Here is a 25861-nt window from a genome sequence, read left to right on the forward strand (position 1 = left end):
GGCAGGGGCAGGGGCAGAGGGTGCCGGTGCGGACGGTGCGGATGCGGACGGTGCGGATGCGGACGGGGTTGACTGGCCGGCGCCGGCCACGACGCCCGCCAGCTCGGCGGGGTCGGACATCGAGGCGAGCAACGACCGCTTCGGCAGCGTGAACCGGAAGGTCGTGCCGCGCTCCACGGTCGCGTCCAGCCAGATCCTGCCGCCGTGGAACTCGACGATCTTGCGGCACAGGGCCAGCCCGATGCCCGTGCCCTCATACACGTCCCGGCCATGCAGGCGCTGGAAGATCACGAAGATCTTCTCTCCGTACTCCGGGTCGATGCCGATGCCGTTGTCCGCGCAGGCGAACTCCCAGTCGTCTTCCCGCTCGACGGCGCTGACATGCAGGCGCGGGACCTCATCGCCGCGAAACTTCAGCGCGTTGCCGATCAGGTTGGTCAGCAACTGGGTGAGCAGCACCGGATCACCCCGCACGACGGGCAGCTCGTCCGCGGTGACCTCGGCCTGCAGGCTCTCGATCGACAGGGACAGGGTGGTCGTGGCCCGGCCGAGGACGTCACCGAGCCCGATGTCGACGAAACCCTCGGTGCTCCGCCCGACCCGGGAGAACGCGAGCAGGTCGTTGATGAGCTGCTGCATCCGCTTGGCGCCGTCGACGGCGAAGGCGATGTACTGCACGCCCCGCTCGTCGAGCTTGTCGCCGTAGCGCCGCTCCAGCAGCTGGCAGAAGCTCGCCACCTTCCGCAGCGGCTCCTGCAGGTCGTGCGAGGCGACGTAGGCGAACTGCTCCAGGTCGCGGTTCGACCGCTGCAGCACCTCGGCCTGCGTCTCCAGCGCGGTGCGCGCCGCCCGTGCGACCCCCAGCTCGCCCAGAAGCTGCTTGCGCATCGACTCCACGTCGCTGGCCAGCGCCACCATGTCGGGTGGGCCAGCGGGTTCGACGACGTGATCGAGACGGCCGGAGGCGACGGTGCGCGCGTCGCCGGCCACCTGCTCGATCGGCCGGGTCACCCAGACCCGCAGCGCCCGGGCGATCGCCGCCAGCAGGACGACCAGGACCAGCGCGCCGATCGAAAGGGCGAGAACGAGGAAGCGCAGCGCGGCGTCGACGTTGTCCCGAGCCTTGATCGCCTTTACCCGCAGCGCCGACTCCAGGTCGTCGGACGCGGCGCGGACCGCGTCGAAGCGCCGCTTGCCGAGTTCCGGCGACAGCAGCGTCGCCGCGTCCGGCCCCCGGCTGCGGACCACGTTGATGGCCGGGTCGGCGTAGTCGCGGTGCCAGGCCCGGATCCGATCCTCGAGGATGTTCAGCTTTCCGAGCAGGTCGGGCCGTTCGGCGAGCCGACGTTGCAGGTCCGTGAGCTGGACACTCTCCTCGCGGCGACCACTGTTGTAGGGCTCGAGGAACTCCTCGCGGGCCTGGAGCAGGTAGCCGCGCATGCCGGTCTCCTGGTCGACCAGGCTGCTGACGAGTTGCGCGGAGCCCAGCAGGGCCGGGGCCATGATGTCGCTGCGGGTGTGGATGGCATTGTCCAGCCGCACCAGCGACGACACGACCAGCCCGACGATGATGAGCAGCGCCGCCGCCGCGACCGTGTAGGTCACCCCGAGCCGGCGCCGCAACCGCCAGCTCCGCCCGAACCCGAACCGCCCGGACCCGCCGCCGCGCGCCCTCGGGCCGCCCCCCGGCGCCGAGGCCACCTCATCGGCCGAGACCTGGGCACCGGCCGAGACCTGGGCATCCGCCGAGACCTGGGCATCCGCCGGCACGGCGGAGTCCGCCGGCACGGCGGAGTCCGCCGCGGCGGTCGGGTCCGTGCCGGAAGGTCCTTTCGGCGTTGCCATCAGTCGGCCCCCCACATGAGCAGCAGCAGGGCGACGTCGTCGGTGAGCGGGCCGCCGTTGCGGGCCTCGACCCTGTCGATGAGGTTGTCGAGAAGGCTGTCCGGCCCGGCCGGGGGCCACAGTCGGGCGATCTCAGGCAGCACGCCTTCCCAGCCCAGGGGCTCCCCGCCCGGTCCCTCCCGCCCCTCCAGCAGGCCGTCGGTCGCGAGCAGCAGCATCCATCGCGGACCGAGCTCGACCAGCACCTCCTCGGTGAGATCCTCGTCGAGGATGCCCAGCGCCGGCCCGACGACGTCGCCGGGCAGCGCGGCGAGCCGCGGGTGCAGCAACGCGGGCGGCGGATGGCCGGCCAACCGCATCCGCACCGAACCTCGGTCGGGGGCGATCGAGAGGGCACAGACCGTGGCAAAGATCTCGTCGTGTTCGCGTTCGCTGACCAGCACCCGCTGGAGATACCCGAGCCGGTCGGCCTCCGCCACCCCGGCCAGGACGAGAGTGCGCCAGGCGATGCGCAGGCTGACCCCGAGGGCGGCCTCGTCCGGGCCGTGCCCGCAGACGTCGCCGAGCAGCACGTGGACCGTCCCGTCGGGGGTGGACACCATGTCGTAGAAGTCACCCCCGAGCAGCGACTGCTGCCGGCCGGGCCGGTAGCGGGCGGCGTGGCGCAGCCGGCGGTCGTCGTAGAGCGGGCGGGGCAGCAGTCCGCGTTCGAGCCGGGCCCGCTCGTCCGCGCGCAGCTCCGACTCGCGCAGCGCCTGCGCCGCAGTGTCAGCCCGCTTGCGCTCGATCGCGTAGCTCACGGCCCGCACCAGATTCCGCCCGTCGACCTGGCCCTTGACGAGGTAGTCCTGGGCTCCTGCGGCGACCGCCTGGGCGCCCCGGTACTCATCGACCATGCCGGTGAGCACGACGACCGGCGCGCCCGCCTCCACCGCCAGCAGCCGACGCAGCGCCGAGAGGCCCTCGCTGTCGGGCAACCCGAGGTCCAGCAGCACGCAGGCGACCTGCTCGCTGCGGCGGACCGCCTCGGCCACGGTGCGCACCCGGGTCAGCTTGACCGGCGCCGCCACCTCGTCGAGCAGCTCGGACACCAGGTAGGCGTCCGCATCATCGTCTTCGACGAGGAGTATCGGCCAGACCACATCTGCCGGTTCCGTTCCTGGCACCCGGACTGCGGTGCTCTCTCTTTCTGACACGTCTCCTCGGCAGTGCACGACACGCGGGCCATATCGGCCCATCCGGACCTGAAGCATGGCACGCCCACGGGCAGCCGCGCGCAGCGGAACGCCGAACGCGCCATCCGCTACCGCCGCTACCAGAGCGAGGTTAGAAACATTTCACCATCAAGTCAGGCCGGACAGCATCCGAACCGGCAGAGGTGTGTCCGGGCGACCACACCAGGCCCGCGGCAGGCGGGCGGCAGGCGGGCGCGGCGGGCTCAGCGCCGCGGTCCGCTCCCGCGGGCGGCGGAACGCTGCGGCTCGGACGGGGACCGGTCGGCCGCCGACGCGGGTTGATCCGTCGCCGGCCATTCGGGGGCGGGCGCGGTGGGCCGGCCCAGCAGGTACCAGCCCCACAGCCCGGCGGGCGCGGGAGCCCGCACCGGGGCTCCGGCCACCTCACGCGCATCCATGACGTCGAGCAGGTGGTCAAAGCTGCCGAGGAGACGGATCGCCAGGCTGCCGCCGAAGATCCCGCCGTGCCCGAGATGCGGGTGGGGCCGGGTCGGCGCGTGGCGCATGGCGTCGGCGAAGCGGTCGAGCAGATGCCGGCGCTCGTCGTTGGAGAGCCGTTCGGTGAGCTCACGCAGCAGCCCGCACTCCCCCTTCTCGTGCTCGGCGAGCAGCGCCGCGAGGTCCCGGCGCAGGCTCGCCACGGTGTTCGCCGGGTGATTGAGGTCCCCCTGCACGTACTGCTCGATGCCGCGCATCACCGACGAGCACTGGCGGGCCAGCCGGCCCAGCTCCGCGACCCGCGCCCGCCCCCCCGGCACCCGGCGGGCCATCTCCGGATAGACGACGGCCTCCATCGCGCTGAGATGGGCCGAGACGGCCGCCACCGCCGCGTCGCTGGCGTGCAGCGCCTGGCGGGGATCGCTGGGCGGGCCGTCCACGGCACCGGCCGCGTCGCCGCCGTCGCGGGAGAGCTCGATGAGATGGACAGCATCCGCATGCGCCGCGTCCACCAGGGTCGTCAACGTCTCGGCCATGATCACCTCACCCGTAATGGGTCGATACCTAGCGGAGAGTTACCAGTCCTGTGAAGCTACGCCTTCGCGACCGGGGCCGCATCCCGATGACCCTCACGCAGCGGGACCGGAAGCACCACAAAAGGTGCCGGTCGGCCACGCCGACGCCTACCGTAAGGAAGGATTCCACTACTATTAGGGGCATGTTTGGCAGTAGTGTCCCCGTGGCCCGGGACCAGGCAGTCTTCGCCGCCCGCTCGCGCCTCGCCGATGTCCGTCGCCGGTTCCTCGGCCATGACCTTCCGCCCCTGGGCACCCTGATCGTTCGTCATCAGGTGGCGGTTCCGGACGGGGCCGAATGGCCCTGGGCTCGGGTGTCCAGCTGGCCTCACGCGACCCTGTTGAGCGGGCGCAGTCTGAACGACGGGGCGCACCCGTCGGTGGCGCACATCCGGATGGGCCGGCCGCTGCGCATCCGCAGCGCCGACATCGTCGACTGGGCGATCATCGACGCCCGCGGCGAGATCGCCGAGGGTGCCTGGACCCACCGGCTGCGGGCCCCGGCGGACACGACCCGCTGAGCGGCCACGGCCGACTGGCTGCCCGACCTGGCCGGGCGGCTCAGCCTGGCCGGGCGATTCAGTCCCGCCAGCCGGTGAGCTCCGTTCCGCGGGGATGCTCCAGCCGGAACGAGAACTCCACCCGTCCGGTCGCGCCCGGGCCGAGCTCGAGCGTCCACGACAGCAGGCCGACGTCGGTCCGCTCGTCCGGTTCGGGGCGCGCCTGGAAGTCCCGCACGGTGACGCTTTCGTGCCGGGAGACCGGGATCTGGTCGCGCACCACCGTCCGAATCGGCCGGGGGGTGTGGTTGGTCACCTCGACGCGGTAGGCGGCCTCGATCCGTCGGTTGCTGCCGCCCACGCGGCGGCCCGTGGCACGGCGGACCAGCTCACGCTCGACCCCCCGGCCGTCGACGCCGAGATGCAGCTCGACCTCGGCCCCCGGCGGCACCATGCCGATCGTGCCGCTGCCGGCGAAGTCCCCGCCGTGGAAGATCGAGACCTTGCCGGGCAGCAGGGTGTGCACAGAGGTGTTGGTGAGGGTGGCCCGCAGGTAGGCGTCGGGAGAGGTCCTGGGGACGGTCAGATGATCGAGGGCGGCATCGAACTCGATCACCGCGACGGTGACGCGGTGCCGGCCTCCGTCGGCCGGTACGGCAGCCCGGCGAGGCGGGCGATACGTCGCCGACCCAGCAAAGTCGATCTCCGGCTCGCCAGCGCGGGCCACCCCTACGCTCTTTGCCTTCGTCCGGCCCCGGCCCCGCGGCATCGCCCCCGCGGCTGCCATCACCGTCGGGGGCGCGGCCGGCGGCGGGGGCGGTTGGCGCAGGTCCACGAACTGGGGGGTGAGCTCGGGCAGCTCTGCGTGCGCGGCCGGACGGGCCGTCGAGAGCACGAGATCGGCCGTGGCCGGCCAATCCTCGCCGCTGCGCTGAGCGATCAGCGCGAACCAGGTCAGCGTGACCCGCTCCCCGTCGAGACGAGCGTCGTAACCGGCCCGCCAGCCCGCGGTCGGAACCAGGTACGACACCTCCAGCTCGACCTCGATGCCCTCCGCGGCGGTGGTGTCGGCGTCCGGGCCGGCCTCGCCATCGGTGTCGGTGTCCGCGGCGTCCGCGTCGGCGTCGGCGTCGAGATCGAGGTCGACGACGACGGTGCGGGTGTCCGGGATACGGGGGGCCTGCCGGGCCTCGATCGTCCGGTCCAGGGCCGCGATGTGTCGTTCGAGCTCGGCTTGGCGCTCGGCGAGGGCGCGGCGGCGGGCGTGGACCTCGCCGATCCGAGCCGCGAGCAGGTCCTCGGCGGCGGCCAGCCCCTCGCCGGCGCCTGTGGTCGAGGCCCAGGACCGAGCCAGCGCGGCGGCCCCGGTGCGCGCGGCGACGTCGAGGAAGCCACGCCGCGCCTGCTCGGCATCATCCTCGTCGGCGACCGCGGACAGCTCGGCTACCAGCGCGCGCCGACGCGCGGCGAGGTCGGCGCCGGCGGTGTCCGCGGGATCCGGGTGCGTACGGGCGACCACGTCGACCCCGAGCACCCGGGCCGGGCCCCGGCCACCGACACGGACCGAGTCGGGCGCGAGCTCCCACGGCAGGCCGTCCAACTCGACCCGAACGCCGGCCACCGCGGACCCGTCCCCCGCGGGGACGGGCAGCCGGACCCGGCCGCATCGGATGATTCGGGCGCCCCGGGGGTGAACGACGATTCCGGTGATCGGCGCGTCAAGTTGCACGGGCTGGGACAGGTCATCGGACACCATGGCATATCAGCCTAAACGAGTGATCCGAATCGCTCTTTTGGCCCTGGGTGGTCGTTCACTGAGCCTGCCGACGCCGCCCACCCGGTTTCCGGCCAGATCGCGCCGAGGCTTACGTACGGTTTTACGGCCGAAAACCGCACCTAGGCCTCGGCATCATTTCGCGAACAAGCGATCGCAGGAAGATTCGAAGGAGGCGGCGGTCGGAGCGGCGCGCCGAACTCCGAGGCGGCCCCTCGTCACCGGATCAGACCCCCTACTCGTCCAGGACGCGGACGAGCGGACGATTCAGTGCGCCACCGCGGATCAGGCCGCCGAGGCTGCGACCATCTCGGTGCGTCGAGGACCAGCCTGCGGTGGGCGGGCGGGGCAGCTCGATCGCCTCGGCCTCGGCCGCGTCCACGAGCTGGCGGTGCGCGGTCAGGGCGCGATCCCGCGGATCCGCAAGCAGCTCCCCGGCGTCGAGGATGACCGCGAGCAGGCTCCCTCCGGCGCCGGTCTCGTCGGCGAACACCCGCAGCACGCTTACCTCGAGCTCGCTCACCTGATCCTCCCGTAGGTTCGTCCGGCGGGGCCGTCGAAGCCCGTCCGGTCCCGGCGTGCGCGGTCCCACGCTGGACAGTCCCCACACAGCCGCGTCCCCCACACAGCCGCGTCCTCGCCAGACCGCGACTCACGTCATGACTGCCGAGTCCGACTTGTCACCATGGAGGGGCGGACCCGCGGCGCGCGGGCCTCCCGACGCACCGCGGGAACGCTCGACGACCACGAACTCGACGACCACCAGCGTGGGCAGCAGACACGACGTGAGCGGCGGGGCACCTGAGCGGCGGGCACGTGAGCGGCGGGCACGTGAGCGGCGGGCACGTGAGCGCCCGAGAACGTAAGCGCCCGGGAACGTGGGCAACTGGCAACGTGGGCGACGGGAAAGAGGCGATGGTGCGAGACGACGCGGCGAGCACGGAGCCGATGCACGCGGGATCGGGTGGCCACCCGGGATCAGGCGGCGGCGGGACGGCCGGGGCGGCTTCGACCGGCGGGGGGCGATCCGACCGACTGGGCGCGCCCAGCCAGGTCGGCGCCGAGCATCCGGTGCTCGACGCCCTGGAGGACGCCCTGGGACAGGCGTCGTCGAACGCGCACCGGATCGCCGGCGCGCTGAGCCGGCCGGTGTCGTTGGTCCGGGTCGGTCGCAAGCGCCGCCGGGCCCGGCGGGTGGAGCTGCCGGCGTCACCCGACGGCCGGGTGATGGCCTGCGGGGTCTACAGCCACGGTCGGTGCGTGACGATGGACGTGGATCATTCCGACGCGCTGCGGCTGGCGCGGACCGAGCGCGAGGGCTTCGCCTGGCTGGGCCTGTTCGAGCCCAGCTACGAGCAGCTCGCCGCCATCGCCGCGGAGTACGGGCTGGACAAGCTGGCCGTGGAGGACGCGGTCACCGGCGGTCAGCGGCCCAAACTCGAACAGTACGAGAACCACCTGTTCGTGGTCCTCAAGACCACTAGCTATGTAGCGCACACCGAGGTGACCGGCACCTCGGAGGTGGTCACCACTGGCGAAATCATGATTTTCCTCGGTGAGGACTTCGTGGTGACGGTGCGACACGGCCAGCATGGCGAGATGACCAGGCTGCGGGGCCGGCTCGAGGCCGCCCCGGAAATGCTCCGGCACGGGCCGACCTCGGTGCTGCACGCGATCTGCGACAGCGTCGTCGACAACTACCTCGACACGGTCGAGCGGATCCAGGTCGACGTCGACCAGATCGAGGCCGGCGTGTTCCGGCGCGACCAGATCCCGTCGACGGAGAGCGCCTACCAGATGAAGCGCGAGCTGCTGGAGCTCAAGCACGCCGTCCAGCCGCTGGCCGGCCCGCTGCGCACGCTCACCACGGACAGCCCGCGGCTGGTCGACGCGGGGATGCGGCGGTACTTCCGGGACGTCGCCGACCACCTGGAGCAGGTCAGCGAGCGCATCGAACACTTCGACGAGCTGCTGTCGTCGGTGCTGCAGGCCACCCTGACGCAGGTGACGATCGCGCAGAACGAGGACATGCGGCGGATCAGCGCCTGGGTGGCGATCGCGGCCGTTCCCACCGCGCTGGCCGGAATCTATGGAATGAACTTCGAGCACATGCCCGAGCTGCGCCAGACCTGGGGCTATCCGGCGGTTCTCGCCGTGATGGCGACGGCGTGCCTGTTTCTGTACCGGGCGTTCAAACGCAACGGCTGGCTCTAACGCAACGGCTGGCTCTTGCGCCGCCGGTGGCCCTTCTTTCCCTCGACGCCAGCCCTGCGGTCACTCAACGTCACAGAAGTTGCGGAGCTGATCGGCACCGCCCGGTCATCCCGTCCTGGCGTGCGGATGACCCGAACGGGGTTGGCTGGTGGTCCCCACCCCACCGGGGCCGATCTGTTGGGCCTCGAGGGGACCCAGATCGGGCGAAAAGGCCGACAAACAACACATTGCGTGCTATGCACTCGAAAGCCTGGCAAGGGTAGCTGGTCTATAGCTCGTTTTCGCTATCAGTTGACTGCCGTGACGTATCCGTACGATGGGTTACACCCGGCCCTCCCCGTCGGTTACCGTAACCAACCGTGTCGGAGCAACCGGGTCTCGTGCCCACCGCTCGGAGCGGTTCCCCGATCCCCCACCCGTCAGGGGAGTACATGCCCTCGTCTGACCCCAAGCGGCGAGAGACCGCGATCCTGCCCGAGCGGGGCGACCTGATCGCCGAACTCGCCGGGCGGCTCGAGACCCTCGACGCGCTGCTGAACCGGCTTGAGGACGCCGAGCGCCAGGCCGCCGACGCCAGCGAGCACCTCATCCGAACCCGGCGCTGGCAGGAGGACACGGTCCGCACCATCCAGGAGGAACGGGCCCGCATGCGCCAGCGTCAGCACGCGCTGGACGAGCTCGCCGACCACGCCCGCGCTGCCGTGGCCGCCCTGGCCAACCACCGCTCGGTGCCCCGCGAGGTCCATGAGCTCGCCGTCGAGCTCCAGGTGCTCGACGCAGCCGGGTTCCTGACGCGGCGCGGCCGGACCCGATGACGCCACGTCCTAACGGGGATGCCCCCGCATCACCCGTTCGACTACTTGATGTGACCATCCGATGCTCGACCGGAGCGACCAGAGCGGGCCGGGTTCTCCGTCGGCGTCCGGCCCGGTCCCTTCGCCGGCCCACCGGGCGAAGGCGAAACCCCTGGCCAACCCCAACTCCGGCGCTCAGCCAGGCCGCCCACCGGGCCACGGGCGCGGACCGGACCGAGCATCGGGCGAAAGGCACCTCGGTGCACACTCCCTGTAGTTGGGAAGGACTAGTGTTTACCCACCCGGTCAAAGTGGACTAGTCTCACGCCGACGTCACGACAACACCGGGCCGAACGCCGAATCCTGCCCCCGGCCCCGGTGTCCCCTCCGAGTCGTCATCTGGGGCAGGAGCGGGGGACCCACCTCCACTGGCCGGCACCGATCCGCGGTGCTGGTCTCGGGGTGAAGTTCGAAGTGTGAAGGTCACGCCTCGAGCCGGGCAGCCCAGCCCGAACCCGACAGCTCACTTCGCAGGCGTACGGGAAGGAATACACCGTTGTCCGCGCAAAGCGTGCAGCTCGACGAAGATTCGCGAGTCGCCGGTCGCGGCCGTCACCGCGCCCAGTCCGCGCCGCCCGTTGCCCGTAGTCGGGCCCGTGCTCGTGCCTTCGCCGCAATGACCACCGGGACCGTCGCGGTCTCCGGAGTGGCCCTGGCTGGCTGCGCCACCGACGTCCACGCCGACACGGCGATGGAAGAGTCGCCAAACACCGCCCCGGTCACCCTCGCCGCGCAGATCGGCTCACGCGCCGCCCTGGGCGGCAGCATCGCCGCGGCGGCGGTCAGTGAGCACAGCTCCTCGGGACTCGCTCTCGGCGCGGCAAGCGGCGTCGACGCCCCACCCCTGGCCGGCAAGATCCAGGTCGGCCTGCGGGTGACGAACCCGGCCGTGACCGTGAACGCGAACGAGCCGATCGACATCGGCTTCTCGCTGTACAACGAGGCAACCCACGAGCCGCTCGCGAACCAGCTCGTCAAGGTGCAGGTGAAGCTCCCCACCGGGTGGGCCACCTTCAAGCACCTCCAGACGAACGCGCAGGGCTACGCCTCCTACACGGCGCGAGTGCTCACCACGACGAACGTCACCGCGATCTTCGATGGCACGGACGCCCTGCAGTCCGCCCACTCGACCAACGACGCGACGCTGAACGTGCGCCCGCAGGTCGCCAACGTGGCCGCCCGGCTGGGAAGCCTCGCCGGCGACATCTCCGTCGGTTCCCCCCGCGTGTCCGTGCCGATCGCGTCCAGCTCGATCGGCGCGAAGGCCGTTTACCTGGCCTCCCTGCAGGCGGGCAAGCCGTACGTCTACGGCGCCGAGGGCCCCAGCTCGTTCGACTGCTCCGGCCTGGTCCAGTACGTCTTCAAGCAGCTCGGCAAGAGCCTGCCGCGGACCACGGACGCCCAGTTCGCCGCCTCCACCCGGGTGTCGCAGTACAACAAGCAGCCCGGCGACCTGATCTTCCTCGGCTCGCCCGGGAACATCTACCACGTCGGCATCTACGCCGGCGACGGCAAGATGTGGGTCGCTCCGCACACGGGCAGCGTCGTGAAGCTGCAGTCGATCTACACCACCTCCTACTACGTCGGCCGCTTCTAGCGCGTCCGCACCGCGCCAGCGCACCGTGCCCCTGCGGCGCAGCGCCGGCCACCCGGTGGTCACCTCGATCGGCTGGAAGGGCGACGAAGCCCCGTCCAGCCCCGAGCCGACCGCGACGCGGCCTCCCCTTTCGGTCGCGCGTGCGGTCCAGGCTGCCGGTCTGGCACCCGCCGCCGCCGCGTCCGCACTCGCATCCGCCTCGCCGGGCCTGCTCCCCCGGCCGGCCGACGCACGGCGCGCACCGCTGACCCGTCCGGGTCACCATCGCTGCTGCCCCGGACGCAGCTCCACGGCGCGGCCTCGCGAGTTCCGGCAAAGCCGCCGGAGACCCGCGCCCGGTCTGCGCGTCCGAACCCCGTGGACTCCTCCGCGCCAGCCCGCCCCGCGCCAGCCCGTCCGGCCGAGCCGGGACCGACCCAGCACGCGGGCCCTGTCACCGCCCGCGGCACCACCGACCTCGCCACAGCGCCGGCCGCACGACGCCTCCTCCCGGCCGCCGAGGTCCGCCGATGCCGCTACCCCCCTCCCGGCGGCATCGGCGGACCCCCAACTCTCTCCCTACCCGTCCCGGCCGCGTACGCGGCCGCTGAGGGCCATAGCGGCCCGCTCTACCGAGCCCTATGCGTGCCTCTGGTCGGGTTCGGGACGCAGGTTCCCGAGTGGTGCGCTCAGGTTCCCAGGTGGTGCTTGGCGGAGGCCGTCCACAGCGTCTCGCTGACCTTCTTGTCCCAGTCGGTCTCGGCGACCCTCGCCTCGGCTGTCCGGCCGGGGCAGGCGGACTGCGGCTCCTGCATGAACTGCCCCACCACGCCGACGGCCGCGAAGATCGGCTTGGCGCCGCCGCAGACGACGGTCAGCGCCAACCGGGCACCCTCGCCGACACCCCACACGTAGATCCGGTTCGGGTCGACCTTGGTCTTCTTCGCGGAGACGTAGCTGACCACGTCGCGCAGGTAGGCCGCGTCGACGCCGTCCGGGGAGTCGATCCGCCACGTGCCGCCGACCGCCTCGGGGTAGGCCACCGCGAAGTTGCGGGCGTTCGCCACCGAACCGGCCGCGCTGTCATGGTCGAGGGTCTTGGCGTCGGCGTTGTCGTCGTGCAGGATCAGCACCAGCGGGATCGGGTCCTTCGGGTCCGACGGGGCGTGCACGAGCAGTTCCCGGTCGGCCGAGCCGTAGCCCTTCGGCATGCTGACGCGCTTGGTCTTCGGGCCGTTGCCACGCTCGATGAAGACCCAGAGCACGACGATGACGACCCCGACGATGAGTACGGTTCGCTTGTTCTTGCCCCACCAGCCGGCAAGTGGATTCGACGCCACGATCCAACCGAATCACACCGGTAGCCGGGAAACGCCGGAAACGGGCGACCAGATGACGCTCGGACCTACCCACCTGTCCGAGCGGGGTTCAGGAGCCGGCGAGGGCCCGGCGGCGGGCCTCCCGCAGCACCTGCGCCTCCTGGGGGGCCTCCAGCGGCGGGAGATCGCCGTGGATCCAGGTCAGCAGGAGGTCGGCGAGCGCCGGGTTCTGCGCCAGAACCGGCCCATGCAGGTAGGTGCCGACGACCCGGCCATCGACGATGCCGTCGGTGCCACCGCCACCACCGTCGCTGCCGCCGCCCTCGCCGTCACCGATCCCGCGGCGCACCACCCCCAGCGGAAATCCGCCGGCCCCGGGCAGCCGCCTGGTGCGCCCGGCGTGGTTCTCGTACCCGTACAGGGTGGGCAGGTGCAGGCGCGGATCCGGCTCTACGACGATGTCGCCGACGGCCCGTCCGGGTGGCGGTGTCTCCGGCGGCGCGAAGGAGCGGCGGGTCTCGATGTCGACGAGGTTGAGCCCCTCGTGGATCTCCCCGCCCGACGGGAACGTCGCACCGATCACCTGGTAGCCGGCGCACACGGCCAGCACCGCCGCCCCCGAACCGACCGCGCGCACGATCGCCCGGTTCTGCCGGATGCCGTCGGCGGCGAGGACCTGCGGGGCATCCTCGCCCCCGCCGAGCAGATAGATGTCGCAGCTGTCCGGCACCGGCGAGCCGGCGGGGACGTTGACCACCTCGGCGGGCAGGCCCCGCCAGCGCAGCCGCTGCTCGAGGACGATCGCGTTGCCGCCGTCCCCGTAGGTGCCGAGCAGCTCGGGGTAGATCAGCGCGATCCGGGTCGCCGAGCCGCGCCTCACCGGGAGCTCCGCACCAGCAGGTCCCGGAACGCCGTGTAGTTGGCGACCACGTCGACCACCTTCTCGTTGGCCGCCTGCGCCGCGTCCTCGGCGCTGGCGTGCACGCTGTGCGGCACCTCCGCGTAGGCCAGCCGCACGCTCATGTCCTCCTTGCGCCCGCCGGTGACGAGCACCTGCCGGCCGGCGAGGCGCTCGAAGGGAACGTCCCAGATCCAGGACGGATCCCGCCCGTCGGCGGTCTGCGAGTTGAAGTCGATGACGACGGGCCGGGGCGGCGCGTCGGCGAGCAGCTCCATCATCTCCACCCAACCGGCGGGATTCTTCGCCAGCAGCAGCCGGCCACGGCGGCCCTGCTCGCCGAGGGCGACCTCCTGGTAGCGGCCCTGCACGTCGCCCAGGCCGGCCATGGCGGCCAACGCCGCCTCGACCTCGACGCCGAGCTCGCGGGCCGCCGCGGCGGCCATCGCCGCGTTACCGAGGTTGACCCGGCCGGGCAGGTCGAGGCGGGCCGAGATGGTGCGGCCGTACCAGAGAATCTCCCGCTGCCCGGTGACCGCGACGATCGGCTCGGGCCGGGCCAGCCCGCACTCGGACCACCAGCCGGCCTCGTTGCGGTGCAGCAGCCGGGCGCACTGGGGGCAGACCATCGCGTCGGCGGTCCAGTTCTGGCCGGCCGACACCCACACCTGCCGGTGCCAGCCGCCCGCCGCCCAGGCCACCAGCGGGTCGTCGACGTTCGCGACCACCGTGGTGTCACGCAGCTCGGCGCCGAGCTCCCGCCACATCGACGCGATGCGCCTGGTCTCGTTGGACCGGTCGAGCTGGTCGCGGCTGATGTTGAGCAGCAGCACGACCCGCGGCGAGATCTCGTGGGCCACCTTCGGCAGCCAGATCTCGTCGACCTCCAGGGCGGCGGCGGCGTCGAACGGGGGGCGTGACAGCGCGGCGAGGACGCCGGGCGCCATGTTCGCCCCGCCGCTGTTCGACTTCACCGGCCCGAGGGTGCCCAGCGCGCGGGCGAGCAGCCGGGTGGTGGTCGTCTTGCCGTTGGTACCCGACACGCAGGCGGTGCGGCGGTGGGAGCCGACCTCGGCCAGCGCCCCCGGGGAGACCCGCAGGGCCAGCTTGCCGCCGATCATCTCCCCCGAACCGCGGCCGAGGCGGCGCGACGCCTGGGCCGCCAGCCGTTCGACGGCGAGTGCGGCCTGGGTGCGGGCGGTGAACCTGCGCGGGATTGATGTCGTCATCGCGCTTTCTACAGTGCCACGGCGGTGCCCGGAGACGAAGACCACCCCCGCTTCCGTTGGGATACATCCCGATCGTCGCCCCTGCCGCGGACGGCGAAACGCCGCCAGCGGCGCTACGGCCGAGTCTTGTCGCCAACCGCCGTCACCGCAGGTCAAGAGGCGTCACCCTGCGTCTAGATGCGGCGGAACTTTCGTTTACCCCCCTCGCGCGAAGTGGTCTCAACCCGACCACCATGGGGGAATCGACCCGGCGTCGCGGTAGAACTCACCCGACGGGGTGGACCGGAATACCCAAGTCCGGCCCCCAGGACGAGAATCACAGGCGAAGCACGGCCGGCGACCGGTCCGGCCGGGCCGCGCGGGGCCCGGGATCCGGGACCCGGCCGGGAAATGGCCGGTCGGAGGCACCACGCGGCTGCAGAAGGGACGTGAGGGCACACAGTGACCACGAAGGCAATCGCGATCGCGCGGGAGCAGGGCCGCTGGTCGGTGCATGATCTCGACCCAGCCGGCGCCGAGGACCTCGACGCCCTCACCGACACGATGCGCGACTTCGGAGACGACACCATCGTGGCGTTCCTGGAGGAGGACGACGAGTACCTCGCGATCGTCCGGGTCGGCGCCGACGAGCCGGACCCCAAGGTCTTCCTGTCCGACCGCCGGGTCCTGATCACCTCCGAGCTCGCCGAACGCCTGTTCGCCGACGCCCTGCCCTCGATGGCGGGCCTGGCCACGGAGGACGACGAGGACGACGACGCCTCGGTGCTCACCCAGGCCGCCCCCGTCGGCGACCTCGACCTGCTCGTAGACCTGGGCACCTCCGAGGAGGCGCTGCTGGAGCTGATCGGCGAGGAGGGCATGCTGCCCGCCGACCTGATCAGCGCCCTGAGCGAGCGCGCCGGCGCCGGCGAGATCCTCGACGACGCCCGTGGCTGATCCCGCCTCGGCGGGCAGCTCTGGCGCGGTGAGCGGCGGGCGGGACCATGGCGCTGTGATGGGCCTCGCGTTGGCCCAGGCGCGGTTGGCGCCGGCGCACGGCGACGTCCCGGTCGGCGCGGTCGTGATCGCCCCGGACGGCACGGTGCTCGGGGAGGGTCGCAACACCCGCGAGCGCGACGGCGACCCGACCGCGCACGCCGAGGTGATCGCGCTGCGGGCGGCGGCGGCCCGCGCCGGCTCCTGGCGGCTGGCCGGCGCCACCCTCGTGGTCACCCTGGAGCCGTGCACGATGTGCGCGGGCGCCCTCGTCCTCGCCCGGGTGGACCGGCTCGTCTACGGCGCCGTCGACGACAAGGCCGGCGCCGTCGGCTCCCTGTGGGACGTCGTGCGCGACCGCCGCCTCAACCACCGCCCCGAGGTCATCCCCGGCGTCCGCGCCACCGAGTGCGCCGCCCTGCTGGCTGACTTCTTCGCCGCCCGCCGCCGCCCGCCCACCGGCTAACCCGCGGCCAGCTATGGGCTTCGTGGGGCAGGCAGAAGGTCGTCAACCTCCTGCAATTGACATCCTCTCCGCTCTGAAGGGCGGAGATTCCCGCCTGCTACGCCGCCGCTGTGGGCGTGAGCTTCGGGTGGGTTCCCGCTTCGTCGCGCGGTGCCGGCACGGGTGCCGGTCTTACCTGCGCTCCACGGGCTGACACCGCCAGTCCGGCGGCCAACGCGACGTTGACCGCCGCGTTCACGTCCCGGTCGTGCGTCGACCCGCAGGCACCGCAGGTCCACTCCCGGACGTCCAGCGGCTTCGGGCCGTCCTTCACCCCGCAGGTCGAACACACCTGCGACGTGGGCTCGAACCGGCCGATCCGGACGAACGCTCGGCCGTACCGGGCAGCCTTGTACTCCAGCATCGCGACGAACGCGGACCAGCCGGCGTCGTGCACCGATTTGGCGAGCCGGGTCCGGGCGAGCCCCTTGACCGCCAGGTCCTCCACGGCGACCGCTTGGTTCTCGCGGATCAGCCTGGTGGAGAGCTCGTGGTGGAACTCGCGCCGCGCGTCGGCCACCCGCGCATGCGCACGGGCGATTTTCAGCCTGGCCTTGGCCCGGTTCGCTGAGCCCTTCTTCTTGCGGGACAGGTCCCGCTGAGCCTTCTTCAGCCGCTTCTCGGCCCGGCGGAGGAACCGAGGCGAGTCGATCTTCGTGCCATCCGAGAGGACCGCGAAGTGCGTCAGCCCAAGGTCGACGCCGATCTCGGTGGGCGAGCCCGGAAGGGTCTCCTGCGGCCCGGTCTCGATGACGAAGCTCGCGAAGTACCGGCCCGCGCTGTCCCGGACCACCGTCACCGTGGACGGTGTCGAGGGCAGATGCCGAGACCACTTCACGTCCACGTCGCCGATCTTCGGTAGTCGCAGCTTCCCGCCCGAGATGAGCGACCAGCGGGCGTTCGCGGTGAAGCAGAACGACCGTCGACACCTCTGCGAGCCAGGCCCGTTCCGGGGTCTTCTTCGCCTCGGTGATGAGCAGCGTGGACAGGTCGCCGGTCTTCGGGAACGGCAGCCCCGCCGCGCGTGTGGTCTCCCGGGCGCGGAGCGCGTCGTTGTACACCACCCGCGCACACCCGAACGCCCGCGCCAACGCGACCCGCTGACCGACGCTCGGATACAAGCGGAAGCTGTACCGAAGCTGCACGAGCACAACCTACCCTTGGCCTATGGCCAGCGATCCGAGCATCCGTACCGGCAGACACTGTGTTTTCGCGCTGCATGCTCATTTGGTTTTCGTGACCAAGTACCGGCACCGGGTCTTCGACGACCGGCACCTGACCCGACTGGAAGAGATCATGAGGGCGGTCTGCGTCGACTTCGAGGCCGAGCTGATCGAGTTCAACGGCGAACGTGACCATGTCCATCTGCTGGTCAACTTCCCGCCCAAAGTCGCCCTGTCGAAGCTGGTCAACAGCCTCAAGGGCGTGTCGTCCCGTCGGATGCGACAGGAGTTCCCCGACCTGGCCCGGCACTACTGGCGGGCGAACCGGCTGTGGTCGGGCTCCTACTTCGCCGGGTCTGTCGGTGGCGCCCCGCTGGACGTGCTCCGCCGGTACATCGAGGAGCAGACCCGTCCGGTTTAGAGCACGCTCGGGCCTGGGGGCCCTCCCCCGCGGGCCTTCACCCCCGACCTGAAGGCCGGAGCACTGGCCCACATTTCGGTAGCCGGTCGGGGGTGGCGGGGGCCAGCGAGAGCCGATCTTCATGCCTCTACGTGGCTGGCTGGATGCGGGATGAGATGGGGTGCCATGCTCGGTCCGCTGTCCGGAGGTCGCCGTGGCGGTGTTCCGCGGAACACCATGATCGTCATGGCCGGGACGAGCGGGCCGCGCGACCCCCCACGATCGGACCCTCAAGACGTCCGGTAAGCTCGCCTACGGTGGAGTCGCCTAGTGGCCGAGGGCGCACGCCTCGAAAGCGTGTGAGGGGGCAACCCCTCCGTGGGTTCAAATCCCACCTCCACCGCCCGTGTCTCAGGCAGAACGTCGGGCCGACGCTCACACCGTCGGCCCGACGTTGCCGTCCTAGTCTCACATCGGACCGGCTGCCGCTTCGTCGCCGCTGTCCGTGCTGGCTGCTGGTCGAGGCGGGATGCGCCTGACCGTAGGCGCGACCGGATCGCGAAGGTCCACGATGCAGCTCGCGGTCACGGAAAGTCCGATGAGCGCTGGCTCGGGTGCCCGATCGGCGGCGTGGGCGATCATCGCAACATTCACGCCCTCGGGTGACGCGCTCATGTAGAGGGTCGGACGGCCAGGTGGCGAGTACCGGCCGGCGCCCCGCGAGCCGACGAGTGCATCGTCGAGGTACGCCGGGTCGACGGCCCGGAAAAACCCGCCTTCGACCGCGACGAACAGATCGGACTCCCGCTGTAGCCGCGGGGCGGTCCCCACATGGTCAGCCATTCCCTCCGCCCGTCCCGTCCGCGCGGCCCCGCCGACCTGGATCAGCGGTCCACCGGGCCTGTCAAGGTCAATGATGGCGGATACCGATCGGTGAGGACACTGCCCGATCTCGATCCCGCAGCCCCTTCGGTGACCGCCCGTCCCAAGGGTGCCATTCGCCCTGTCGCGGCGTCCTGAGCGCGCGGCGCGTTCCCTTTTCGCCCACCCGGCTCGGGCTACCTCGGGGCTGCACCGGCCGACGTCAACTTGCGGCGGCTGCGGAGCGTGAAATAGTCAGCGCGGACAGTAATTAACTTACTGACCATGGCGCCGACGCAACGAGGCGGCGGACGTCATTGCGCAAACGCACGACCATCCATCAGAGGCACGACCGGTGAGTCGGAGGAATGGCATGGCGAGGATCGTCATTTTTGGTGCCGGTGGTCAGATCGGGCGCCGCATCACCGACGAAGCAATTCGACGGGGGCACGAGGTCACCGCGGTCGAGGTCGACGCGGCCCGCGTGAAGAAGCTTCCGCGTAAGGCCAGCGGGGTGGAAGGCGACGTCACGTCGCGCGACTCCGTCCAGCGCCTGGTGCAGGAGGCGGACGCCGTCGTCGTCGCGGTGGGTGGTGTCGACCGTCCGGTGCACGCGAACGCCGCGCGTACCCTCGTCGACGTCCTGCCCCGCATCGGCGACCAGGCCCCGGCCATCCTGCACATCTCCAGCGGCGGGACCCTCGAGGACGAAAACGGCCAGCGGCTCGCGGACAGCCCGGACTTCCCCGCCGCCGAGCGCAAGGACGCGCTCGACCAGGCGGACGCCCTCGACGTCTACCGGGATGCCAGCAACGTGCGCTGGGCGGCCATCGCCCCGCCGCCGCGCAACCTGGGCCAGGGGCAGCGTCGGGGTGCCTACCGCACCGGCAACGACCGGCCCGTGGTGGACGCCCAGAACGAGATCGGCATTTCCTACGAGGACTTCGCGATCGCCGTCCTCGACGAGGTCGAGAAGCCGCGTAACCGCAACCGTCGTTTCACCGTCGGGAACTGATTACTCCCGCCTGACCTGAACCCCGGGGGAAGCCAAAGGTAATCCGCAGCACCGGCGGACTCACCGCCGCTGACGGCAGGCCGTCAACGATGCCGGCCGGCCGGAGGCGACGGTTCCCCGTCCGCCGCTGCGCCTGGGCGGCGCGGGCCACATCACCCGCGCCGCCCAGTTCTCCTTTGTCACAGTGATCGCGCCGGCGTGGTCAGGCTATGCGCGGTCAGGTCATGCACCAGTCAGGCCATAGTGTCGAGGATCGCCTCGATATCCGCCGGGGTGGTGCGCGGATTGATGACGGCGAAACGGGCGACGGTCTCGCCGTCGTGCCGGGTGGGCGGCACGAAAGCGAACTCCTCGCGGAGCAGGGCGCCGCTCCACCGGTGGTAGTCGGCGTCGCTCCAGCCGAGCCGACGGAACACCACCACGGACAATTCCGTCGGGCGGACGAGTTCCAGTTCGGGCCGCGTCGCGATCTGCGCCGCCGCCGCCCGAGTCGTCGCGAGCGTCGTCTCGATGGCCTCGGTGTAAGCCCGGGTGCCGTGCGTGGCCAGCGAGAACCACAACGGCAGTCCGCGGGCCCGCCGGGACAGCCCGATGGCGTAGTCGGACGGATTCCAGTTGGCGGCCGAGTCGAGCACGTCGAGATAGCCGGCCCGCTGCGGACCGTGCGCCGCCCGGGCCAGGACGGGATCGCGGTAGATCAGCGCGCAGGCGTCGAACGGCGCGAACAGCCACTTGTGCGGGTCGACGATGAAGGAGTCCACGTCGGCGATCCCGTCGAACAGCGGCCGGACCGACGGCGCGGCGAGCGCCGCCAGGCCGTAGGCGCCGTCCGCGTGCACCCACAGGCCGCGCTCGCGGCAGACGTCGACGATGCCCCGCAGATCGTCGACGATGCCGAACTGCGTCGTCCCCGCGGTCGCCACGACGGCGAAAACCCCGTCGTGCTCGGCCGCGCCGCCCTGTCCGGCTGTGCCGCCCTGTCGGGCGAGGTCGTCGAGCGCGGCAGCGAGCAGCGGACCGGTGAGGCGGCCCTGCTCACCTGTCGGCACGGCCACGATGTCCGCGTCGAGCACCATCGCCGCCTGGTACAGCGACGAGTGGGCTTCCGCCCCGCAGACGAAACGCCAGCGTGCCGGCATCGACCGGCCCTGCGCGGTCAGCCTCGCCCGGACGGCCTCCCGGGCGGCGACGAGCGCGGACAGGTTGCCGACCGTGCCACCGGGCACGAACACGCCGCCGGCCGCGGCGGGCAAACCCGCAAGGTCGGCCAGCCAGCGCAGCGTCTCGTTCTCGACGTGGACCGCGCCCGCACCCTCCATCCAACTTCCCCCGTAGATGGACGAAGCACCGACCACCAGGTCGAACAGCACCGACGACCGGGTCGGGGCAGCGGGGATGAAGGCGAGGTTGCGCGGATGGTCCGCCGAAATGCAGGCGCGCGAGAGCACCTCGTCGAAGGTCTCCAGAGCCTGGCGACCGCCGATCCCATCCACGGTGATCGTCCGGCCGGCCCTGGCGGACAGTTCCGCCGGTGTCGCCGATCCGTCCAGGGGAACCGGATCGAACCCGAGGCGGACCCCGGCAAAGTCGACTATCGCCCGCAGCAGATCGGCCGTCTCGGCGTCAAATTGATGCACGTACGGACCGTCCGATGCGGTGCGGACTATGCGTCCTGCTTGCCGCGCTGCCGACGGAAGAGGAAGCCGCCACCCACGAGAGTAACCAGCAGAACAATCGCTCCGACACGCTTCACAACAAACCTCCACGACGAGGACTAAAATCAACACCAACGGCAAAACCGGCAAGATCCGAAAAGCTGGATCATCACCGGAGAAGCCTCGCCGATCGACCTGTTCGGGACCGGTCGACGCACGCTCCTACCGTCGGAAACCGAGCATGCCATGAACGGTGCCCGGGTGCGCGGCCGGGCCGCCGGATTACCGGTCGCGCCCCCCGCTCGGGGGATGGACAGGTGCCATATGACGGGGCAATCTTCGTGCGAAGTGTCGTCTCGGAGACGATTTCACGGCGTGCACGGGCAGGGGTGGGCGACGGGTGGCCCGGGCCAGGTGTGGGTGCGTCGGCGTCGTGAGATCAGGTGACGGCCACCGCCACGTGACCACCAGCGCACCGCACGCCGCATCTCGACCGGGCAACCGGGCAACCGGGCGCCGCGTCTCGACCGGGCGATGGTGCGAGGATGACGCCATGCTGATCGGCACCGAGCTCATCGTCTTCGTGCCGACGACGGACCTGCCGCGGGCGCGGGCGTTCTACGGTCGACGCGCTCGGCGACCCCGGTCGACGACCTCCCCGCGACCGTGTCCGAGCCGGCGGCGGCCGGGGTTGCCTGGTTCGCGGACCCCGACGGCAACACCCTCTCCCTGACCGCGTTCACGCCCTGACCGGATTCACGCCCTGACCGGGTCCGCGGCTGGCCTTCTATTGTTTTCGCAGTATGCACTGCCCGTTCACCAATATGTTGCTTCGCTCTGCGTCGATGACTCTAGGCGGATTTCTCGGGTATTCCTCACCGACTTGCTCCGGGGTAAACGCCACAATCCCGTATTCGTATCGGCGGATTGGTCGTCCGGGACTGTAACAGCTAGGATCCGTCACGTTTCACCGGAAAGTGTGCGGCCGAACTGGGGGTAGCTGTGGCGCGCGTCTTTGTCAGCCACGCCGACTCCGACGCGGAGCTGGCCGACCAGGTCTACCGCACGCTGGCCGACCTCGGTCACCGGGCCTTCCTGGCCCGGGACATCCGCGCTGGAATCCGGCCGGGGGATGTCTGGAAGGAGCGCCTGCATCAGGAGTTGCGGGCCGCGGACGCCGTCGTCTGCGTCGTCACCGACGCGTACAACGCCTCCCCGTGGTGCGCCTACGAGATCGGCATCGCGCACGAGGTCGGCAGCCTGCTGCTGCCGCTGCAGGCGCAGTCGGGGGTGGCCTCGCCCCTGCTGGACGACCGCCAGCACGTCGCGGTCGTCGACGACGGTGGCTGGATCGGCCACCTGGACGTGCCGCTTCGACGCATCGACGCCGCCGGCGGCCTGGTCTGGGCGGCGGACCGCTCGCCGTTCCCGGGCCTGCGTCCGTTCACCCGGGACATGGCCCGCGTCTTCTGCGGGCGCGACGACGAGCTGCGGCGGCTGACGCACCGCCTGCGCGCGCTGAGCGACCGACGGCTGCTGCTCGTCGTCGGCGGGTCGGGGTGCGGCAAGTCGTCGCTGGTCACCGCCGGTCTGACCGCGCGGCTGGGCGGCGAGCCCGGCTGGGAGGTCGCCGATCCGTTCCTGCCCGGGCGCGACCCGACCCGCAAGCTGGCCCTGGCTTTGGCCCAGACGGCGGGCCGCGTCGGGCTGCACTGGGAGGCCCCCGACGTCCACCGACGGCTCAAGACCGACGACGGGGCCCTGGCCGGGCTCGCCGAGGAGCTGCTCAGCGCGGGCTACGGGCCGCCGAAGGATCGGCTGCTGCTCGTCGTGGACCAGGGCGAGGAGCTGTTCACCCGCGCCGATGAAACCGAGCGGTCCCGGTTCGCCGACGTGCTGTTCCACGGGCTTGACGGCCCGATCCGCGTGGTCATCGCGGTCCGCTCGGAGTTCCAGGACCAGCTGTTCGCCCTGCCCGAGCTGCGCGGCGCCCACCTGCACGCCTTCCCCCTGCGCCCGCTCGGGCGCGACATGCTCAGCGTCGTGATCACCGAGCCGGCCCGGGTCGCCGGGCTCTCGGTGGACCCGGAGCTGGTCAGCCGGATGGTCGCCGACACCGATGGCGGCGAGGCGCTGCCGCTGCTGGCCTTCACCCTGCACGAGCTGGCCCGCAACCAGGTCCGCGGCGGTCGGCTCGCCGCGCGGCGCTACGAGGAGCTCGGTGGGGTGCGGGGAGCCCTCGCCCGCCGGGCGGACGCCGTCCTCGACGAGGCGGTCGCCGCCGCCGGATTACCCCGGGAGGACATCCTCGCCGGCATGGCGGAGCTCGCCACCCTGGACGAGGCGGGCCGGCGCACCCGCCGGCGTATCGACTACGAGGAGCTGTCCTCGGAGGCGCTGCGCACCGCCTTCCGCGTCTTCGTCGACCAGCGGCTGCTGTCGACGCCCAGCGACAGCCTCGGCGGCACCGGCGTCGGGGTGGTCCACGAGGCGTTGCTGACCGCCTGGCAGCCGCTGGACTCGGCGATCCGCGAACGGGCGGCCGCGCTGCTCACCGAGGGCCAGGTCGAGCGGGCCGCCGCGGACTGGGCGCGCGGCGGCGCGCTGTGGGAGGTCGACCGGCTCACCGCCGCGACGACCACCCTGTGGGGGTCCTACAACCGTTTCCGCGCCGGTGCCGATCCGGTCGTGAACCTCAACCGGGCCGGCCGGCGCTTCCTCACCGAATGCCTGCGCCGCGTCGAAGCCGCCCGCCGCCGCGAGCGCAAACGCCGGCGCCGGACGATCGCGGTGCTCGCCGCCCTGCTCGCCGTGACGCTCGCCGGCGCCGCGACCGCCGGCTGGCAGGGCGCGTCCGCCCGGCGGGCGCAGCGCACCGCCGAACACGCCCAGCACGCGGTGATCGCCCAGGCCCTGCTGACCCGCGCGGACGACGTGCGCGCCACCGACCGGGTCCGCGCGCTGCGTCTGGCCATCGCCGCCGCGCGGCTGCACCCCGACGCGGACAGCCAGGCGAACCTCGTCCAGACCCTGGCCAGCGCGCCGACCCCGCTGGCCACCGGGTCGCCCGTCACCGCCGTGGTGTTCGCCCCGCGCCACGCGCTGCTGGCCACCGGCGGCGCCGACGCCTCGGTGCTGCTGTGGTCCGTCGTGGACAACCAGCCCCGCCGCGTCGGACCGCCGCTCACCGGCCTACGCAGCCCCGTCGCCGCGGTGGCGTTCTCGCCGGACGGGCGGACGCTGGTCGCGACCGGATTCGACGGCACCCGGCTGACCTGGGACGTCAGCGACCCGTCGCGGCCACGGCCGACCGGGCCGCCGGGCTTCGCGCCGCAGCCGATCGATCCCTGCTTCGACCGCTCGCCGACCGCCCCGATCGAGGCGGTCGGCGAGGAGCTGGGCTGGGTCAGCCTGTGGGCGCGCGCCGGCTCCGGCAAGCGGCGCCTGGTCGGCGTCGTGCCCACCGGTCCCGGGGAGGCACGCACGGTCAGGTTCTCGCCGAACGGCCGCATTCTCGCCGTCGGCTCCGGCCGCGGCGTGCGCCTGTTCGACACCCGCGCCGCGGACCGCCTGCCCACCGACGACAATGCCGCGGACCTGGACGCCACCGGCCGTCACGACGTCGATGCCTGCTCGGCTGACGGCGACAAGGAAGCTGTCCGCGACGACCGGGACCGCGACCGGGACCGGAATCGCGACCAGGATCGCGACCACGGCGACGACGGCGTGCCGGCCGCCGGTCCGCCCGCCATCGGTCGCCCCCTGGCCGGACACACCGGCTCACTGCTGTCGCTCGCCTTCTCTCCCGACAGCAGGCTGCTGGCCTCGGGCGGAAACGACGGGACGATCCGGCTGTGGCTGCTCGACGCCGTCGATGCCCTCCAGGACGCCGAGGCCGCCGAGCACCACGCACAGGTCGTCGACGACGCCTGCGCGGTCGCGGGCGGGCTGGATCGGTCGTCGTGGCAGTACTACCTGCCCGGTGTTCCCTACCGTGCCACCTGCCCGTCCTGAACGCCGACCCAGCGCGGCCCGCCCGGCCAAAGCCTGCACATAGTGGACAAATTTGCGAATTCGCCGAGGCGCGCAGCGAAACCATCGCTGCGGGTTCTTCCCGACCGGTCTCCGTCAGCGGAACATGGTCAACATGACGTTGGCATACGGAATGCCCACCCGTAGTGAGATTCCAACCGTGATCACCTCTCGTCTGGTCCTGCGCGGCTGGCGCTCCGAGGATCTACCCCGGTACGCCGCGATGAACGCCGATCCGGAGACAATGCGATATCTGGACGGCCCGTTCGGGTTGGCCGACACGGAACGCCTGGTCACCCATCTCATCGGCATGTGGGCGATCCATGGCCACGGCATGTGGGCGGTCGAGGAACGAGGCAGCGGGGAGTTCCTCGGCCGCGCCGGCGCGTATTTCGCGGACGGTTGGCCGGGGGTCGAGGTCGCCGTGTCCATCCGCCGGGATCACTGGGGTCACGGACTCGGCACGGAGGCCGTCCGCGCGTCGCTGGAGTTCGGCTTCGACCAGCTCAGCGTGGCGGAACTCATCACGTCGACCCATCGCGACAACGCCGGCATGAACGCGATCGCCCGCCGGCTGGGAATGACCTTCCGGGGTGTCGCGGACGTCGGCCCGTGGCGGGCCAGCAACGTCTACGCGATGAGCCGGGACGAGTGGCGCACGCGGACCACGATGGCGGGCCCCTCCTTCCCCAGGGAACGCGAAAACTCCGTTGCCCGCCCCTCCGGCAGCAGCCGGCCGCTGGGCTGAGCCGCCCGCGGAAACCAGCCGCGGGAGCTGAAAGGGCCGCGCGATCGGCG

General features: G+C 71.7%; 21 protein-coding genes, 1 tRNA gene, 1 pseudogene and 1 riboswitch. Of the genes and pseudogenes, 11 read left to right on the forward strand and 12 right to left on the reverse strand.

Annotated features, from left to right (window positions below; genetic code table 11):
• The 3 genes from NBZ83_RS04765 to NBZ83_RS04775 all read right to left on the reverse strand — a co-directional run.
• On the reverse strand, window positions 1–1845 hold a 1845-nt coding region (locus tag NBZ83_RS04765; RefSeq protein WP_261574417.1), incomplete at its 3' end, for a sensor histidine kinase.
• Complete coding sequence (locus NBZ83_RS04770) at window positions 1845–3083, reverse strand: PP2C family protein-serine/threonine phosphatase (protein WP_261565608.1); 1239 nt, start codon at window positions 3081–3083, stop codon at window positions 1845–1847. The genes NBZ83_RS04765 and NBZ83_RS04770, both read right to left, overlap by 1 nt.
• Window positions 3084–3283: 200 nt before the next feature.
• Window positions 3284–4054, reverse strand: a complete 771-nt coding sequence (locus tag NBZ83_RS04775; protein WP_261565610.1) for a hemerythrin domain-containing protein — start codon at window positions 4052–4054, stop codon at window positions 3284–3286.
• A gap of 182 nt (window positions 4055–4236) precedes the next feature.
• On the opposite strand from NBZ83_RS04775, the gene NBZ83_RS04780 reads away from it, so the two are divergent.
• Window positions 4237–4614 (forward strand): hypothetical protein, encoded by a 378-nt coding sequence (locus NBZ83_RS04780; protein WP_261565612.1) that lies wholly within the window; start codon window positions 4237–4239, stop codon window positions 4612–4614.
• Window positions 4615–4672: 58 nt separating this feature from the next.
• On the opposite strand, the gene NBZ83_RS04785 is transcribed toward NBZ83_RS04780, so the two are convergent.
• On the reverse strand, window positions 4673–6349 hold the full coding sequence (locus NBZ83_RS04785; RefSeq protein ID WP_261574418.1) for a DUF4139 domain-containing protein: 1677 nt from the start codon (window positions 6347–6349) through the stop codon (window positions 4673–4675).
• A 253-nt stretch (window positions 6350–6602) separates the two neighbouring features.
• A complete protein-coding gene (locus NBZ83_RS04790) occupies window positions 6603–6890 on the reverse strand; it encodes a hypothetical protein (protein ID WP_261574419.1) in 288 nt (95 codons plus the stop codon).
• Between the two features lie 392 nt (window positions 6891–7282).
• Between NBZ83_RS04790 and corA the strand changes: the two genes are divergently transcribed.
• The 3 genes from corA to NBZ83_RS04805 all read left to right on the forward strand — a co-directional run bounded on the left by corA (window position 7283) and on the right by NBZ83_RS04805 (window position 11032).
• Entirely contained in the window at window positions 7283–8581 is a 1299-nt protein-coding gene (gene corA / locus NBZ83_RS04795) for a magnesium/cobalt transporter CorA (protein WP_261565617.1), read from the forward strand.
• A 431-nt stretch (window positions 8582–9012) separates the two neighbouring features.
• Complete coding sequence (locus tag NBZ83_RS04800) at window positions 9013–9396, forward strand: hypothetical protein (protein ID WP_261559517.1); 384 nt, start codon at window positions 9013–9015, stop codon at window positions 9394–9396.
• A 354-nt stretch (window positions 9397–9750) separates the two neighbouring features.
• Window positions 9751–9926, forward strand: a riboswitch (cyclic di-AMP (ydaO/yuaA leader).
• Between the two features lie 5 nt (window positions 9927–9931).
• Window positions 9932–11032: a C40 family peptidase gene (locus NBZ83_RS04805; protein ID WP_261565619.1), complete on the forward strand. Its 1101-nt coding sequence runs from the start codon at window positions 9932–9934 to the stop codon at window positions 11030–11032.
• 668 nt (window positions 11033–11700) lie between these two features.
• Here the strand turns inward: NBZ83_RS04805 and NBZ83_RS04810 are convergent.
• The 3 genes from NBZ83_RS04810 to NBZ83_RS04820 all read right to left on the reverse strand — a co-directional run bounded on the left by NBZ83_RS04810 (window position 11701) and on the right by NBZ83_RS04820 (window position 14457).
• Window positions 11701–12351 carry a PHB depolymerase family esterase gene (locus NBZ83_RS04810; RefSeq protein ID WP_261565623.1) on the reverse strand — a complete coding sequence of 217 codons (651 nt, stop codon included), beginning with the start codon at window positions 12349–12351 and terminating at the stop codon, window positions 11701–11703.
• Between the two features lie 88 nt (window positions 12352–12439).
• Window positions 12440–13210, reverse strand: a complete 771-nt coding sequence (locus NBZ83_RS04815) for a type 1 glutamine amidotransferase (protein WP_261565625.1) — start codon at window positions 13208–13210, stop codon at window positions 12440–12442.
• Entirely contained in the window at window positions 13207–14457 is a 1251-nt protein-coding gene (locus tag NBZ83_RS04820; RefSeq protein WP_261565627.1) for a Mur ligase family protein, read from the reverse strand. Before NBZ83_RS04820 ends, NBZ83_RS04815 begins: the two co-directional genes overlap by 4 nt.
• Window positions 14458–14898: 441 nt before the next feature.
• Between NBZ83_RS04820 and NBZ83_RS04825 the strand changes: the two genes are divergently transcribed.
• Both NBZ83_RS04825 and tadA read left to right on the forward strand, forming a co-directional pair.
• Window positions 14899–15393 carry a tRNA adenosine deaminase-associated protein gene (locus NBZ83_RS04825; protein ID WP_261565629.1) on the forward strand — a complete coding sequence of 165 codons (495 nt, stop codon included), beginning with the start codon at window positions 14899–14901 and terminating at the stop codon, window positions 15391–15393.
• Complete coding sequence (gene tadA / locus NBZ83_RS04830; RefSeq protein WP_498041040.1) at window positions 15386–15898, forward strand: tRNA adenosine(34) deaminase TadA; 513 nt, start codon at window positions 15386–15388, stop codon at window positions 15896–15898. The genes NBZ83_RS04825 and tadA overlap by 8 nt, the downstream gene beginning before the upstream one ends.
• A 97-nt stretch (window positions 15899–15995) precedes the next feature.
• On the opposite strand, the gene NBZ83_RS04835 is transcribed toward tadA, so the two are convergent.
• On the reverse strand, window positions 15996–17009 hold the full coding sequence (locus tag NBZ83_RS04835; protein ID WP_261574420.1) for an RNA-guided endonuclease TnpB family protein: 1014 nt from the start codon (window positions 17007–17009) through the stop codon (window positions 15996–15998).
• Window positions 17010–17013: 4 nt separating this feature from the next.
• Window positions 17014–17088 (reverse strand): annotated as a pseudogene (locus tag NBZ83_RS34455) (helix-turn-helix domain-containing protein); the annotation flags it as partial.
• Window positions 17089–17104: 16 nt separating this feature from the next.
• Between NBZ83_RS34455 and tnpA the strand changes: the two are divergent.
• On the forward strand, window positions 17105–17521 hold the full coding sequence (tnpA, locus tag NBZ83_RS04845) for an IS200/IS605 family transposase (protein WP_261565632.1): 417 nt from the start codon (window positions 17105–17107) through the stop codon (window positions 17519–17521).
• A gap of 295 nt (window positions 17522–17816) precedes the next feature.
• Window positions 17817–17903, forward strand: a tRNA-Ser gene (locus tag NBZ83_RS04850).
• Between the two features lie 65 nt (window positions 17904–17968).
• Here NBZ83_RS04850 and NBZ83_RS04855 read toward each other — a convergent pair.
• A complete protein-coding gene (locus NBZ83_RS04855) occupies window positions 17969–18343 on the reverse strand; it encodes an RES domain-containing protein (protein WP_261565634.1) in 375 nt (124 codons plus the stop codon).
• 391 nt (window positions 18344–18734) lie between these two features.
• Here NBZ83_RS04855 and NBZ83_RS04860 point away from each other — a divergent pair, with 391 nt between their 5' ends.
• Window positions 18735–19376, forward strand: a complete 642-nt coding sequence (locus NBZ83_RS04860) for an NAD(P)-dependent oxidoreductase (protein WP_261574421.1) — start codon at window positions 18735–18737, stop codon at window positions 19374–19376.
• A 233-nt stretch (window positions 19377–19609) separates the two neighbouring features.
• Here the strand turns inward: NBZ83_RS04860 and NBZ83_RS04865 are convergent, their stop codons facing one another.
• Complete coding sequence (locus tag NBZ83_RS04865) at window positions 19610–21013, reverse strand: pyridoxal phosphate-dependent decarboxylase family protein (RefSeq protein ID WP_261565638.1); 1404 nt, start codon at window positions 21011–21013, stop codon at window positions 19610–19612.
• A gap of 1020 nt (window positions 21014–22033) precedes the next feature.
• Between NBZ83_RS04865 and NBZ83_RS04870 the strand changes: the two genes are divergently transcribed.
• Both NBZ83_RS04870 and NBZ83_RS04875 read left to right on the forward strand, forming a co-directional pair.
• Window positions 22034–25045, forward strand: a complete 3012-nt coding sequence (locus NBZ83_RS04870) for an nSTAND1 domain-containing NTPase (protein ID WP_261565641.1) — start codon at window positions 22034–22036, stop codon at window positions 25043–25045.
• Between the two features lie 133 nt (window positions 25046–25178).
• A complete protein-coding gene (locus tag NBZ83_RS04875; RefSeq protein ID WP_261565643.1) occupies window positions 25179–25811 on the forward strand; it encodes a GNAT family N-acetyltransferase in 633 nt (210 codons plus the stop codon).
• The last annotated feature ends 50 nt before the right edge of the window (window positions 25812–25861 follow it).

It is taken from the genome of Frankia gtarii (assembly GCF_025403375.1).
Taxonomy (GTDB): Bacteria; Actinomycetota; Actinomycetes; order Frankiales; family Frankiaceae; genus Frankia; species Frankia gtarii.